The organism is Shewanella inventionis, assembly GCF_019931735.1.
Classification (GTDB): domain Bacteria; phylum Pseudomonadota; class Gammaproteobacteria; order Enterobacterales; family Shewanellaceae; genus Shewanella; species Shewanella inventionis.
This window is the reverse complement of the sequence record NZ_CP082926.1, coordinates 4,305,160-4,319,749: the sequence shown is the minus strand read 5'-3', so window position 1 is coordinate 4,319,749 and position 14,590 is coordinate 4,305,160. Positions and strand designations below refer to the sequence as shown.

15 protein-coding genes are annotated in these 14,590 nt (G+C 42.2%); 5 read left to right on the top strand and 10 right to left on the bottom strand.

Annotated elements, in window-relative coordinates; translation table 11 throughout:
* Positions 1 to 3: 3 nt before the first annotated feature.
* A complete protein-coding gene (gene kdsA, locus K8B83_RS19350; RefSeq protein ID WP_188739418.1) occupies positions 4 to 855 on the top strand; it encodes a 3-deoxy-8-phosphooctulonate synthase in 852 nt (283 codons plus the stop codon).
* A 154-nt stretch (positions 856 to 1,009) separates the two neighbouring features.
* Positions 1,010 to 1,882, top strand: a complete 873-nt coding sequence (locus K8B83_RS19345; RefSeq protein ID WP_188739419.1) for a DMT family transporter — start codon at positions 1,010 to 1,012, stop codon at positions 1,880 to 1,882.
* 5 nt (positions 1,883 to 1,887) lie between these two features.
* Here K8B83_RS19345 and K8B83_RS19340 read toward each other — a convergent pair whose 3' ends face one another.
* Both K8B83_RS19340 and K8B83_RS19335 read right to left on the bottom strand, forming a co-directional pair.
* Complete coding sequence (locus K8B83_RS19340; protein ID WP_188739420.1) at positions 1,888 to 2,841, bottom strand: ketopantoate reductase family protein; 954 nt, start codon at positions 2,839 to 2,841, stop codon at positions 1,888 to 1,890.
* 27 nt (positions 2,842 to 2,868) lie between these two features.
* On the bottom strand, positions 2,869 to 3,225 hold the full coding sequence (locus tag K8B83_RS19335; protein ID WP_188739421.1) for a VanZ family protein: 357 nt from the start codon (positions 3,223 to 3,225) through the stop codon (positions 2,869 to 2,871).
* A gap of 359 nt (positions 3,226 to 3,584) precedes the next feature.
* Here K8B83_RS19335 and K8B83_RS19330 point away from each other — a divergent pair, with 359 nt between their 5' ends.
* Entirely contained in the window at positions 3,585 to 4,070 is a 486-nt protein-coding gene (locus K8B83_RS19330) for a YajQ family cyclic di-GMP-binding protein (RefSeq protein ID WP_188739422.1), read from the top strand.
* A gap of 121 nt (positions 4,071 to 4,191) precedes the next feature.
* Here the strand turns inward: K8B83_RS19330 and K8B83_RS19325 are convergent, their stop codons facing one another.
* From K8B83_RS19325 to K8B83_RS19310, 4 genes are all read right to left on the bottom strand, one after another.
* On the bottom strand, positions 4,192 to 5,607 hold the full coding sequence (locus K8B83_RS19325) for an AmpG family muropeptide MFS transporter (RefSeq protein ID WP_223418742.1): 1,416 nt from the start codon (positions 5,605 to 5,607) through the stop codon (positions 4,192 to 4,194).
* 96 nt (positions 5,608 to 5,703) lie between these two features.
* A complete protein-coding gene (locus K8B83_RS19320; RefSeq protein ID WP_188739423.1) occupies positions 5,704 to 6,030 on the bottom strand; it encodes a hypothetical protein in 327 nt (108 codons plus the stop codon).
* A gap of 277 nt (positions 6,031 to 6,307) precedes the next feature.
* Complete coding sequence (locus K8B83_RS19315; protein ID WP_188739424.1) at positions 6,308 to 6,892, bottom strand: peptidylprolyl isomerase; 585 nt, start codon at positions 6,890 to 6,892, stop codon at positions 6,308 to 6,310.
* Positions 6,893 to 6,959: 67 nt separating this feature from the next.
* Positions 6,960 to 7,526, bottom strand: a complete 567-nt coding sequence (locus tag K8B83_RS19310; RefSeq protein WP_188739425.1) for a YajG family lipoprotein — start codon at positions 7,524 to 7,526, stop codon at positions 6,960 to 6,962.
* A 203-nt stretch (positions 7,527 to 7,729) separates the two neighbouring features.
* On the opposite strand from K8B83_RS19310, the gene K8B83_RS19305 reads away from it, so the two are divergent.
* Both K8B83_RS19305 and K8B83_RS19300 read left to right on the top strand, forming a co-directional pair.
* Positions 7,730 to 8,755, top strand: a complete 1,026-nt coding sequence (locus K8B83_RS19305) for a DUF2804 domain-containing protein (RefSeq protein WP_188739426.1) — start codon at positions 7,730 to 7,732, stop codon at positions 8,753 to 8,755.
* A 77-nt stretch (positions 8,756 to 8,832) separates the two neighbouring features.
* A complete protein-coding gene (locus K8B83_RS19300; RefSeq protein ID WP_188739427.1) occupies positions 8,833 to 9,705 on the top strand; it encodes a sterol desaturase family protein in 873 nt (290 codons plus the stop codon).
* Between the two features lie 5 nt (positions 9,706 to 9,710).
* On the opposite strand, the gene K8B83_RS19295 is transcribed toward K8B83_RS19300, so the two are convergent.
* From K8B83_RS19295 to K8B83_RS19280, 4 genes are all read right to left on the bottom strand, one after another.
* Positions 9,711 to 10,484 carry a class I SAM-dependent methyltransferase gene (locus K8B83_RS19295; RefSeq protein ID WP_188739428.1) on the bottom strand — a complete coding sequence of 258 codons (774 nt, stop codon included), beginning with the start codon at positions 10,482 to 10,484 and terminating at the stop codon, positions 9,711 to 9,713.
* Positions 10,485 to 10,631: 147 nt separating this feature from the next.
* Positions 10,632 to 11,918, bottom strand: a complete 1,287-nt coding sequence (locus tag K8B83_RS19290) for an MFS transporter (protein ID WP_188739429.1) — start codon at positions 11,916 to 11,918, stop codon at positions 10,632 to 10,634.
* Positions 11,915 to 12,262, bottom strand: a complete 348-nt coding sequence (locus K8B83_RS19285) for a cupin domain-containing protein (RefSeq protein ID WP_188739430.1) — start codon at positions 12,260 to 12,262, stop codon at positions 11,915 to 11,917. The genes K8B83_RS19290 and K8B83_RS19285 overlap by 4 nt, the downstream gene beginning before the upstream one ends.
* Before the next feature lie 16 nt (positions 12,263 to 12,278).
* Positions 12,279 to 14,549 carry a heparinase II/III domain-containing protein gene (locus tag K8B83_RS19280; RefSeq protein ID WP_188739431.1) on the bottom strand — a complete coding sequence of 757 codons (2,271 nt, stop codon included), beginning with the start codon at positions 14,547 to 14,549 and terminating at the stop codon, positions 12,279 to 12,281.
* Between the last annotated feature and the right edge of the window lie 41 nt (positions 14,550 to 14,590).

Below are 14,590 nucleotides of genomic sequence, written 5' to 3'. Positions count from 1 at the left end.
CCAATGGATCAAAAAATTATTCAATTAGCTAACAATATCAAGGTTGCCAATGACCAGCCATTCGTTCTGTTTGGTGGCATGAACGTACTTGAGTCTCGCGATCTAGCCATGTCTATTGCAGAGCACTATGTGGAAGTAACCCAAAAATTGGGTATTCCTTACGTATTTAAGGCCTCATTTGATAAGGCAAACCGTTCGTCGGTTAATTCTTATCGTGGCCCTGGTATGGAAGAAGGGTTACGCATTTTTGAAGAAATTAAATCAACCTTCAATGTGCCATTAATTACTGACGTACATGAAACGCATCAATGCGCACCCGTTGCAGAAGTTGTTGATGTGATTCAGTTGCCAGCGTTTTTAGCTCGTCAAACCGATTTAGTAGTAGCGATGGCGAAAACGGGCGCAGTGATCAACGTGAAAAAGCCACAGTTTTTAGCGCCCCATGAAATGCGTCATATCATCACCAAATTTAATGAAGCCGGAAACGACAAGATTATTTTGTGTGAGCGTGGTAGTAGTTTTGGTTACAACAACCTTGTGGTTGACATGCTTGGTATGGATGAAATGAAACAAACCGGTTATCCGGTGATTTTTGATGCCACTCACGCACTACAGCGCCCAGGTGGGCGAGCTGACTCTGCTGGTGGTCGTCGTGCTCAAGCCACAGAACTTGCTCGTAGTGGTATGGCCTTAGGTTTAGCAGGCTTGTTTATTGAAGCGCATCCAGACCCAGATAACGCCAAATGTGATGGCCCTTGTGCTTTGCCGTTGCATTTGCTCGAACAGTATTTAACTCAGATGAAAGCGGTGGATGAACTCGTTAAATCATTTGAGTTTATTGATACCAGTAAATAACTAGGTTTTTAGATTCTGAATTAGGGTAAGTTGATTTTTAATCAATTTGACACACAATGAGTGTCTTTTATCCACGGTAAACAGTAATCTAGTTGCCCCTTGTATAAGCCCTGACTTGTTACAACGTCAGGGCTTTTTCTTTTTGGAATTAACGATGTGGATTTTATTTACCTTCCTCGCGGCATTTATGCAGGCTTGGCGCAATGCGTTTCAGAGTAAACTGAGTAAAGAGGTTAGCGTTGCTGGGGTAACCTTGGCGCGATTTATTTGGGCAGGCCCAATTGCGACGCTGTATTTATTCAGTTTATATCAATATCAACCGACAGCTTTACCTGACTTTAGCTCCTCATTTTGGGGATTTGTCATTGGTGCGTCAACCATGCAAATATTGGCGACAGGCTTAATGGTTAAGTTATTCAAAATGCAGAATTTTGCTATTGGGGCAGGGCTGGCAAAAAGTGAGGCGTTGGTCGCCGCCATTTTAGGCGTGTTTTTTTTCGGTACGCAGCTGTCATTATTAGGTTGGATAGGTGTTCTTGTTGGCGGCATTGCAGTGATGTTGTTAAGCAGTAAGCAAGGGTTTAAACAGTTATCGATTAACACCGTCTTGCTAGGTTTGGCTTGTGGTACTGCCTTTGCGTTAACATCTTTATGGGTGCGCGAGGCCAGTTTAACGCTAGAAGGCCCTTTTACTCATCGGGCTGCATGGGTATTGCTGTGGGTGATTAGCATTCAAACTATGGTACTCATTGCTTATTTACTGGCAAAAGACAAATCAACATTAACAGCCTTATGGCAACGACCAAAGCTCACTTTATCAATCAGTATTACCAGTTGCATTGGGTCAATAGGATGGTTCAGTGCAATGTCTTTGCAAGCTGTGCCTTATGTTAAAACTCTTGGCCAGATTGAAGTGTTTTTTACGTTAATGATTGCCGCGTTGTGGCTTAAAGATAAAGTAAAAATAAACGATGTTGCTGGTCTAGTGCTAATCGCCTTGGCAGCCATATTAGTGATGTGGAATTAATTGGGTTAACTCAGTGAGGCAACTTTAGTAGCAAGACATTGATTTACTGGAACATTAAGTTTGTGATGTTGAGCGCGTTGGCAAATATAGCCGTTAATATAGTCTATTTCAGTTGTTCTATGATGAGTGACATCTTGATACATAGACGAAAAGTTAGCCGATGTTAGCGCAATGACCTTATACACTCGTTCAGTGAGTAAGGTTGGATCTAACTCAATACCATCGCATTGAGCGACAGCGACAAGCTCATTGATAATTAGCGTTATTTGCTCTCGATACTCATCATCAGCTAATTGACCATTGGCGCATTGATGTAATGCGGTTAATGGATTAATGACCGCGTTTACTGCCAGCTTTTGCCATAACACCGCTAATACCGGCTGATGCCATTCAACTGGTTGCTCCTGGCTCGCTATTGCCTGAATGCGCGCGTGTAAATGATTTGCTAATGGATGCCCACAGTAATGGCCAAGTTGCGTTACACCAACGCCTGTATGTTTAATATGCCACTGATTTATTGCTAATGCGGCCAAAGATGTTGTACCAAGAGTTAACCCTTGCTCTGGGTATGGTCTAAGGGCAGTAGACACAGCAATGTGAGGACCTAAACCATTATGTAGCAAGATAATATGGCATTGAGGTGATAACTTACTTAACAGTGGTATAAGCGCTTCTTCAACTTGATAAGCCTTAACACACACGAGTAATAATTTGACTTCATTAAGGCGAGGATCTTTGGTGCCTAATAGCACTGCATCAGTATTATGGATCTGGCCTTTAATATCGGTAAACCTAAGTGGCTGCAGCTGGGTGTGAGATTGGCGGCTAATTAAGACGACGTCATGACTCGGTTGATTTGGGCTGGTATGACACAGCTGATGATACATCAATTGGCCAATAGCGCCGGCGCCTAATATTGCAATATTGGGTGAACAGGCGGGAGCTGTTGTATGTACCATCGTTTCTGGCCTTATTGTAATGCGTAATTAAGGTTTATGTCTTAATTTTCGATATTGCAGTATCGAAAAATGAAGCAGATAAAATAATGCTATGCCACCAAGATCTGCCGCAACATCGCCAACAGAGGCGCTGCGATAAGGTAGACGTGATTGAACCAGTTCAATTAAAAGAGCATAAGTGGCCAGCGCGGCGCATAGATAATACCATTTGGGTTTAAAGGCATAATGAGCAAGATAAGACAGCGCGAAAAAACTGCCTAGATGACCCACTTTATCCATATGTGAAAAGGATTGTGGATAATTGGGTTTTGAAAAAACTAAATAGCTAGTCACAATCACGGCGACAACTAACGCAAGTTTAAACATGTTTTTGTAAGTGATCACGAGCGTTACATCAGCCTTGTGAAATCAGAATATGCTTAATAATAAGAAACCTGCTTGATATTGTCACGAATAAACCTCTAATGGAGTTGATAATTGTTCTAAAGCGCTGTTTTTCAGTCTTAAGAATGGCGAATAGATATGACAGTTTTTCAATGATTATAGGCGTTGTAGATACAATTTTAGCAAAAACACCCATTTAGTGATTTTTTGTTCATCAAGTAATTCTTTGTAGCAGTTTTCAGTTGAGAGACGCGCGAAGCGACTGCTTCACTATGCCGATAATCCTACCTAGTGTAAAATAGGTTCAAACGAATAGCGCTTGGGTGAATAGCCCGTGATGTATCGAAGAGGAAAGCAACATGCCATCTATGGATATTGTGTCAGAAATTAATGAAGAAGAGCTACGCAACGCGGTAGAGAATTCCCGTCGTGAAGTGTCTAGTCGATTTGATTTGCGTGGCAAAGAGATTGATATTGACCTGAAAGACAATGTAGTGACTTTAAAAGCGGAAGATGACTTCATTTGTAAGCAGCTCGTTGACATATTGCGCATGCAACTGAGTAAGCGTAATGTTGATCCATCTGCAATGGAGGTTGACGACAAAGCGATACACAGCGGTAAAACCTTCAGTTTAAAAGTGAGCTTTAAGCAAGGGATCGATGCCTTAGTGGCTAAAAAGCTGGTTAAAGCAATTAAAGACAGTAAGTTAAAAGTTCAGTCAGCTATTCAAGGCGACAAAGTTCGCGTTACAGGTAAAAAACGTGATGATTTACAAGCGGTAATGAGATTGGCCAGAGAGTCAGACTTAGGCCAGCCTTTTCAGTTTGATAACTTTAAAGACTAACGCTTAACGCCACTTGTGCGTTAACGTTGAATACCCAAATAAAAAGCCGATAGGGAAACCTTATCGGCTTTTTTGTATTTTAGGATACAGAAATTGTTGCGGTGTAGTACCTTTGTTATTTTTATAGTGGCGGTTTTTCCGCATCCATTTCATTGCTTGGCGTTGATATATCGGTAACCACCAAAGGTTTTTGTGATCGATTGACTAATACCACTAACAGCAACACAGGAAAGCCTATCAAACTGGCCGCAACAAAGAAGTTGATATAGCCAAATGCATCCACGTACACGCCAGAAAATCCGGCAATAAACTTTGGAAACAGCAGCATAATTGATGACAATAACGCGTATTGTGTCGCGCTGTAGCCGCTGCTAGTCAAGCTAGACAAGTAGGCAATGAATGCAGCAGTAGCAATACCCGCACTGAAGTTATCGACCGAAATGGCAAAGGTTAAAAAAGGGATGTTGTAACCAATGTAGGCTTGCCATGCAAACAATAAGTTAGTGATAGCCACCAACAATGCGCCTAAAAATAGGATTTTCATGGTGCCATAACGCATCAATAATACGCCACCAAAGGCAGCGCCAACCAGGGTCATAATTAAGCCATAGACTTTGCTAATAAATGCGATTTCTTCTTTATTAAAGCCCATGTCAACGTAAAACACGTTGGCCATAATACCCATGACGATATCTGAAATACGATAACAAGAAATAAGCAACAAGATTAAAATGGCGCTTTTACCATATCGTTTAAAGAAATCAATAAAGGGTAAAACACTGGCGCTATAAAGCCACGCCATTGAGTTGGCCATTTTTTTTGGGTATTTAGCCGCAAATTCGGCTCGTAATAACCGCTCTTTTTCGTCGGCTTGTTTGGTATCCACTTGTGGTTCTTGACTAAAAAGCGTGGTGAGAATACCCACTCCCATCAGCAATGCCATCACAAAATAGGCGGTTTGCCAGGCGGCTAAATTATAAGAGTCGTCGCCAGGAGATACCCAGGCGGCTATGGTTAATGCGCCTGCGGTGGCAATAATCATTGCACTGCGATAACCCACTTGATAAGCCGCAGCTAGTGCCGCTTGCATTTTTTCAGGGGCTGATTCAATCCTAAATGCGTCGATAACAATATCTTGTGTTGCAGAGGCGAAGGCGAGTAATAATGCGCATAACGCTAGACGTTCTAGATTAACCAGCGGGTCGCTGATTGACATGCCTAAAATAGCTGCCACTAGGCAAAGCTGTGCAAACAGCATCCAGCCACGACGCCGTCCAAAAAAACGCGTAAATAAAGGCAGCGACATGCGGTCAACTAATGGAGACCATGCCCATTTAAAGGCATAGGTAAGGGCTATCCAGCTAAAATACCCAATGGCGGCCCGATCAACGCCCGCTTCTCGCAGCCAAAAACTTAATGTTGAAAATACCAACATAAGGGGTAAGCCGGCAGAAAAACCTAGCAAGAGTAAAATGAATACGCGTTTGTGGTAATAAACCGACAAGGCTTCACGGATTTGAGCAAAGAAAACCAGCATAAGACAACTAGATAAAGGAGAATGGCTCTAGCTTATGTTGCAAGGGGTTTAGGTTCAAGCCATTCATGCAGTTTATTCAATCTAGGTTAACAATGCTTAAGGCCTTATGCCTATACAGCTTTGAGGAACATTGCCGCCGATATTGATGTAATCACAGCACTCATGTATTTGCTGTCTAAGATACTGGTTACCTTTGATGGCCCAGCCAGACCAGTGATCGAAGCAATAAAGCAAATGCCAAAACACTTTCTCTGTGTCGCTCGGTTGTTCGGCCTGCTGCGAACCTGAGATACATTGCCATTCTTCTAACACGTCCCACATGTAAAGTTGAATTTCTTTGTAATCTAATTGGTTATCTAAAAAAGCTTTACCATAGTAAGCGAGTTGTGGTGCTTTGGTTTCGATAAAATCATTTGCTGTCATAAAGAATGTCCTTGGTCATGAATGCACGATGAAACAGCGATTAGATTGATTAAAATTAGAGTATAGACACAAATTTGGGTCATGACAGGGAAATATGACAAAATTAATTTATGTTAAAATTTAAAGCTATCTGCAATTAAATTAAGTGTTTAGGCTTTTTTTTGCGTGAGAGGAACAATAAAAATATTTTGCAGAAATGTAACGTGTGTTTAGAAAATAGACATGGAGCCGATAACGCACTTAATCTGTGTTATTGATTAAGCGCGCCATGGGTGTTTTATCGAGGTAATAACGTGGCTTTTTTCAGTAGCACAGTGTTAACCGGCACATCAGGCCAATTTAATGTGCTGTTATGAGCGGTTTCAACCTTTGAGATAGCTTCAAGTACATCCATCCCTTCGGTGACTTCACCAAATACGGTGTAGCCCCAACGACGTTTTGATGGGTCTAATTTTTTGTTATCGCCCACATTGAAGTAAAATTGTCTTGTTGCTGAGTGTGGGTCGTTATCGCGTGCCATTGCAATGGTGCCCATGGCATTAGATAAGCCATTGCCTGACTCATTAACAATTGGCGCCATCGATGGGCGCTCTTCAAGTTTAGTGGTTAATCCACCACCTTGAACAACAAACTCCGCAATCACCCGATGAAAAATCGTATTGTCATATTCACCCTTAACCACATATGTTAAAAAATTATCTATGGTTAACGGCGCGCGAGTTCGGTCTAATTCAACCACAATTTTACCCATAGATGTGTCGAATTCGACTTGTGGGTAAAGGGTGTCTTTTTGAATATCAACGGCTGCAGAAGTTGATAAACTCATAACAAGTAACAAACTGGAGATGATCCACTTAAACATGCTGGTGTCCTTATAGCGGCATTATATGAATGCCGCAATGCACTAAATTAAATCGATGGGGTGTAGGTTAGCGTTGTATAAACTGATGCAGCTCATCATCATTAAGAATTTCGGTTGTCAGTTTGTCTATCAACTGGTTTATATCTAATTCGAGTGTAGCAAAGTCAGGGCTGAGTGAGCCTTTGAGGTAGCCATTAGCACTGTATGATTTGGTAAATTGTTGCTGAGCATTTTTTGCCAGTACATTAATCACTAGGCGTGTATTAGATTCAAAGCTGAATGTAGTGTCAGTTACGTCTGCTAGTAAATAGTTTAATTGAAATTGAATAGAGTTTCGCGCGGCAGGATCTACTGCATAACCCGCCCTTATCATACCGTTACGAAACACGTTATCGAGTTGTTGGCGCATTGGCTCTGTTGTGCCAATCAACTGAGGTGTTTTATCGTCTTCGGTGATCCGTAAAACATAACTTGCTTCACGGGTGTCGATGGTTTCAATTAACACTGGAAGGTCAGATTCGGTCTGCAACTTAACCTGGCCCAACGTTGGATTTAAGCCAATTTGAGTGGGCTCATAACTGGCGCAAGCCGACAGTAATAAAGATGACAGTACAACCGCAATGAATGATTTCATAAGACAATATTATTTAACAAAAGGTAGTTAAAGGATACCAGAAATTGTTTGGCATTCCAGTGTAATAGCGTTTTGTTGCTGCAAATGCTCTTATGTGGAATACCTTGCTACAGCATTTGTTTCTGTGTTGGCCTAAAAGTTGACTTGTGGTGGTCATTCATTCAGTTTAGTGAGATTAAATTGATGCCTTGATAGGAAATCTAATGCAGCATGTTCATTCGCAATTAGCACCACAAAAACTGATCGCCCAAGATGGCCAACCTGTTTTTGGTGTGTTTGATGGTATTGTTGATGCACTCAATGTAAAACAGTTTGCTTATTACAACGAGATGGACAAGCCAGCATCTAGGTTATCGAAATATGTTGATTTTAAGCAATTTCAATTTGTTAACATTATCACTCCTCGTTACATAGTTGCGCTCGCCATTGCTGATATCCGCTATGTTGCTAATGGTTTTTGTTACCTTTATGACATTAAAGCTAACAAACTCAGCCAGACCCAGTGGCTAACCCCGTTAGGGATTGGGTGTCGGTTAAGCGATTCACCTAAAAAAGGTCGAGCGGCAATAGGTAACAACCGAAAAAACATCGCCATTGAGATTGTCGATGGTCAATGGCATGTTGAAATGAATTTGGCGGATATTCAGGCCAATTTGCAGATACAACCCGCCCCCCTAAGTTTGCCACTATGTGTATGCACTCCAACCGGCTATAACGGCTGGACTTATACCCAAAAACATAATGGCTTAGCTGTGTCTGGGCAGTTAACGATTCACCATGAACCGCAACCATTGCAATATGCGCTTGCCGGTTACGATTTTTCGGCAGGCTTTATGCGTCGCGAAACCAGTTGGCGCTGGGCGTCGATTAATGCGCAAACTGAGGCTGGGGTTATCGGGCTTAACCTTGCTGCGGGGGTTAATGAGACTGGTCAAACTGAAAACGTCATGTGGATAAATGGTGAGCGTCATTTATTGGGTGCTGCACACTTTGATTTTAATCGGTATTCACAGCCAGATATGTGGCATATCACCACTAATGATGGCCAGGTAGATTTGTATTTTAGGCCACTTAATCAGCGCAGTGAAAAACTCAATTTGATTTGGCTAAAAAATAACTTTAGGCAATATATCGGCTATTTTAGCGGGATAATCAGTGATAATAATGGTCATCAATATCGGCTACACAATCAGCTTGGGCTTACTGAAGATCATTTTGCCAAATGGTAATTAGCTTACAATGTAACGTATTCGATATAACTTTATGATAAAAAATAATAAAAAATAACAATAAATGGATTGTGAATATGGATATGGATTTATTAATTGCCCACCCTGAGTGGCTGTTGCTTGTTTTAGCCCCAATCTTTTTTGGCTGTATTTTGTTGGAGTGGTGGTTTGGTGTGCGCGCTAAGCGTTTACCGGCAAATGCTCAATATCGCCTAACTGAAGTGTTATGTAATTTTGCTTTGGCGGCTATGCATCAAGTGGCTGACATTATTGCTGGCTTACTGATTGCAAAGGTGTATTTACACTTTTTTGGTTGGCGTTTGTTTAATATAGAAATGACATTATTAACCTTTGCTATATTAATTATTGCGCAGGACTTTTGTTATTACTGGTTTCATCGTGCCAGTCACCGCATTAGGTGGATGTGGGCAGCCCACGTGGTGCATCACAGTTCAGAAAACATGAATTTCACTACCGCTTTTAGGCAAAGCTTAATGTATCCACTTGCAGGTATGTGGCTATTTTGGCTACCTTTGGTGGTGATAGGCTTTGACCCCAACTGGGTGGTGTTTGCTGTATTGCTCAATTTAGGCCTGCAGTTTTTTGTTCACACCCAGGCGATTAAAACCTTAGGCCCGTTAGAGTGGATTTTTAACACGCCGTCGCACCACCGCGTTCATCATGGGCGTAACCCACAATACATTGATAAAAACTACGCGGGAGTATTAATCATTTGGGACAAAATGTTTGGTACCTTCGAGCCAGAAAATGAAACCGTGCAATATGGTATTACTAAACCCGTAAACAGCTTTAATCCGTTAGTGGTGACCTTTAGCGAATGGCGCGATATGTGGCGTGATGTGAGCCAAAAGTCGTTATCACTAAAGCAGCGTTTGCAGATACTATTTTCTCCACCTACTACACATCAATCTACTCATTCAGATACTTAATCTAGCTAACTTAGTTTCTTTGCTTTAATAGAGTAAATCAGCGGGATTGGGTGGCCTTGGTGTTCAAATTGATAGCCTTTGCCATCCACAAATGTTAACCCTTCGCTGCAATTATATGGGCTGTATTGGTGCTCGTTAAATATTTCAATGGTTAATCCTGCGTTAATGAGTGCGCTAATCACTTCACTTATGGGATGCGGCCATGTGGCGACAGTTTCGATTTGGTTGTTGTGATTTTCAGTGTAGGTGGCTTCATCTTCTACATCTGGTTGTAACTGTGCAAAATATCCATAGCCAGATAACACGTCATTAAAAGGGTGGAATTCGACTAAATGAAACTCACCACCAGGCCTTAAAGCACCAGCAATAGTATCTGCCCAACGGGTTAAGTCGGGTAACCAGGCAAGTACGCCATATGAGGTAAAAACGATGTCATATTGTGCGGTGTTGTCTTGCCCAAACTGGTAGATGTCGCTGTTAATAAAGTGTGCATCGAGTTGTAGTTGGTTTGCCAGTTGCTGAGCGGTGGCGATAGATTCGGCTGATAAGTCTACCCCAGTGACTTTTGCGCCAAGTCTTGCCCAAGATAAACTGTCTTGACCAAAATGACATTGCAGGTGTAACAGGTTTTTACCCTGTACATTGCCAACTTGCTCAAGTTCAATAGGATTTAATGATGACTTGCCAGCTATAAAAGCGTGTAAGTCATAAAATGATGAGTTTAGATGAATTTTAGTACGCTGATCCCATGCGTGTTTATTAATTGCTATGTAGTCCATTTTTGTGTCTTCTTATTGTTTTTTTTCACTATTGACCATCATATTACTGGGTTGCTTGTCAGTATGCTAATTGATGAATGGTATTTATATAAACAAAAAGGCCTGCTAACGTTTGGTTAGCAAGCCTTTTTACCGATAAAGTAGATATTATAACTTAGGTTTTACGGGTTCTATTTTTCCGCCTAACCATAATGATATTAACGCCAATGGTACAAGTGCCGCGCCCAAAATAAAGAATGGAGTGTAGTCACCGCCTTGAGTCATCATAGGCACTAATTGAATGGTGATGATGACACTTAACACCGCCGACGTACCGCTAATGCCAGCTAATGTGCCCACTGTTTTACCCGAGAAATAATCGCTCGGCAAGGTTTGCACATTGCCAATCGCCGTTTGAAAGCCAAATAAAATTACTGCGATTAATCCCATTGCTAGCCAAGGTGTGGCTGCTTGAGATGTCAGCAGCAGTGCTGGCAGCATCACTAAACAGCCGAGTACAATGGCGCTTCGGCGTGCTTTGTTCACCGTCCAGCCACGGCTCATTAAATGACCACTAAACCAGCCACCAAATAACGCACCAATTGCCGCGCCAACATACGGCAGCCATGCAAATGCACCGATTTGCTTAACATCAAAGCCAAATTTTTCGTTTAAATATAAGGGTAACCAGGCAACAAATAACCACCAAATAGGATCAATAAAAAAGCGTGCAGCAATAACACCCCAAGCTTCGCGGTGTTGCAGTAGCTGTCCTGTGGTTGGCACGTATTCTTTTGCTTGTTTCTCTTCGGTTGAGCATTGCTGGCCGGTAAGAATATATTGGCGTTCTGTTTCGGTGATCCAAGGGTGAGAGTCGGGGGCTGATTTATAAATAATCATCCATGGAATTATCCAAATAAGCCCGAGTGCACCAATCACAATAAAGGTGGCCTGCCATCCTAAAAACGCATACAAAAATGCAATTAATGGCGGCGCAATAATAGAGCCAAGCGAAGCGCCAGAGTTAAAAATACCTTGTGCTAACGCGCGTTCTTTAATGGGAAACCACTCGGCGTTGGCTTTGGTGGCACCCGGCCAGTTACCTGCTTCACCAAGACCTAAAATGGCTCTGAAGATGGCAAATGACATAGCCGTAGCTGCAATGGCGTGTAAGGCGATAGATACCGACCAGACAACGATTGATAATAAAAAGCCTAACCGTGTACCTATGGCATCAAAAATTTTACCAAACAGTGATTGACCAATGGCGTAAGAAATCATGAATACGGTAATAATGTTAGCGTAATCGTTTTTATCTAGGCCTAAATCTTCGGCAATGCCAGGCCACATAATGGCAAGGGCTGAGCGGTCGATATAGTTAATCACGGTAGCAATGGCGACTAAACTGACCACCAACCACCGAAGATGATTTAGCTTAAAAGGACTGTTTTTCATACTAAGTCCTCAACAAAGTCTTCACGTGGTGGGCTAAAGGTATCAATTAAAATACCTCCGGTTGGGCACACTGCGCCATGATCTACATGAGGGGGAACAAAGAAGCTGTCGCCAGCATGAAGTATTTGAATCACGCCGTCGACATTGACATGGAATTCACCTTCTACAACATATGACACTTGCGAATGACGATGGGCGTGTACGTAGCCTTCAGCACCTTTATCAAACCAAATTTTAACCGCCATCAATTCATGGTTATATCCAAGCATTTGACGCTTTAATCCGCCGCCAATGTCTTGTATTTCTGTTTTATTGCCAAAGCCAAAATGTTGATTCTGTTTCATCGTCGGAGCTCCTATTTTATTTCGAATTTTTTGATTGGATTGCCTGGGCGCTAGCAAGCGGCCCAATAAGCTGTGCGCGGCCTTTAAATGGATACTGGGCTCCATTAACAGTAATCACGCTTTGGGTTTGCTCTGTTACAACGTTATTTGAATGATTCATCGCGAGTAGATATTGCTGACCATCAGTAAAACGAATGGTTAACGCTGCTAATTCTGCTTGTTGGTAATGATTAAGCTCCGCCACATTGCTGGTGGCCCCAAGGGTATATTCTTTTGACGGGTTGTATTCACCGTGGGGTTCTATCACGTTAATAAAGGTGTGGTTTGTGGCATTAACCCGATGAATAAACGCTTGTTGCTGACGTAAATTCATATTGGGATCGTTTGCCCCTAGCTGTGTAAATAACATTTGCTCATCGTTGTGCTGTGATGAGTTGGCGTTTACTAACGTGCTTAAGGTGTAAAAACGGCCATTGTTATTAAGCCAGGTAATTTTTGCCAATCGATTAAGCATGCTGTGGGTGGTTAAGTTAGCGGTTGCTAACAACCATAGGTGCTGGTAACCATGGTGCTGCCCTAAAGCTTGTAATTGATTGAGCGATGCTTTGCGTTGAAAGTTAGTGTCAATCAATTGTCCTTGGTAATGCACAGGCAAGTCGTATTGGTGTGGCTTGTTTGCCTTGACGTGCATGATATCAATACCAATTACTGCATCACGCTGTTTAATATTAACCAGAGCAAGTGTGCGTTTAAATGCGACATCTTCATAAGCGGTGTCTATTGATGCTGAGGCAATGGTTAAGTTTGGCTGCGACTCATAAAATTTAAGTTGTGGGTGGTGCTTATTGGCCATGTTAAGTTTGCCGTTAAAATGGCTTTGCTCATCAACCACCAAGGTATTATGGGCAATAGTTTGTTTAGCCCACGAGTTGTTTTCTGGGAGGTAGCCTCCACCAAACTTGGCTTCAATATTTAAAAAGCGTGCGGCGCCGTAGTCCGATACAATTTCATTGCCTTTGTCGTAAAATTGCCACGTGAGTTTATCAAAATGGCCATGACCTAAGCCTTGTGCTGTGGCTTTAAATACCAAGGTTTGATCGGTTTTACCACCTTGACGCATCACCACTAAAGCACCGTTATCACCCTGTTGGCCATCGCGGTATAACGACGACACAAACGGGTAAGGTTGTTGTAATTGGTTATCTAACCCTTGAGCGATTTTTAGGCCGTCACCAGTGAGTAAAATATTATTTTGTTGCTGGGCGATATCAAGTAAGCGTGGATCGTGATTAAGACCATAAGCAATGGCAATGCCATGGACTAATTCAATAGTGTCTATGCCTTTGCTATTAATGGCGTCATTTAGCGGGAAAAGCAGTTTGTTGTAACTTAACTCAACCGAGCTTGTGATGGCTTTAAGTAAGATGCCATTTCGATATTCAAATATCTTACGCTGTGGCTCATTCTGCTCAATGGCTTTTGCAAACGTAACAAAAGGCATTAAGGCATAGCGTTGATAATATGGCCCTTCATTGTAATAGCCGTCGGGTGAAAATAGCTCATCTAGCTGGCGCATAAAGCCGCCTTTTTTGGCTAGATTTAGGTCATATAATGCACGTTCAACCCACAATGGTTTGTCTAATACATAACCCGTCATACCCACAGCTGCTGTTGCCCATGTGCCGTGGTTATGGACTTTATTAAATGTTTTTGGCGACTGTTCAGATAAAAATAATGCCACTGGCATTATTGCGCCCATTTCAATGCTGTTACGTTCTGCAGGGGTTAGGGCATCATAAATAAAATCATATGCCTGAATTGTGTGGACTAACCACACTGCCTCGTTAAGCCCTTGCCAAAACAGTTTGCCTTCGTTGCTGCTCTTACGTTTTGGATGCAGCGGCAGTGTTGGGTAAAGCTTGGCGTATTGCAGCAGCATATGTTTAACGTATTGGGCATATTTTTTATCGCCCGTCAGCTGATAAATAATGCCAGTATCGTACATTTGCTGATAATTGCTTTTATGTTTTTCGTGGGTATAACCGCCGCCAGCATCCTGTGGAACAGGCACTTCAATAGCTTGAGTTAACCCTTGGTCCACACGCGCTAATGTGGCGTTAAAAGCCTCTTGAAATGCACCAGGTTGCGCAATGGCTTGTTTCATGTCGGCCACATCTTGCTGGTTGATGACAAGATTAGGGTGCTGTGCAGCCGTGGCCGAAAATGACACGGTATAAGCGATTAAAACCCGTAAAGCGATGCTGCCAATACGGCGAGTTATTGACATTGCTAGTCTGTAAAATGCGCTTGTAAATATATACGATGGTA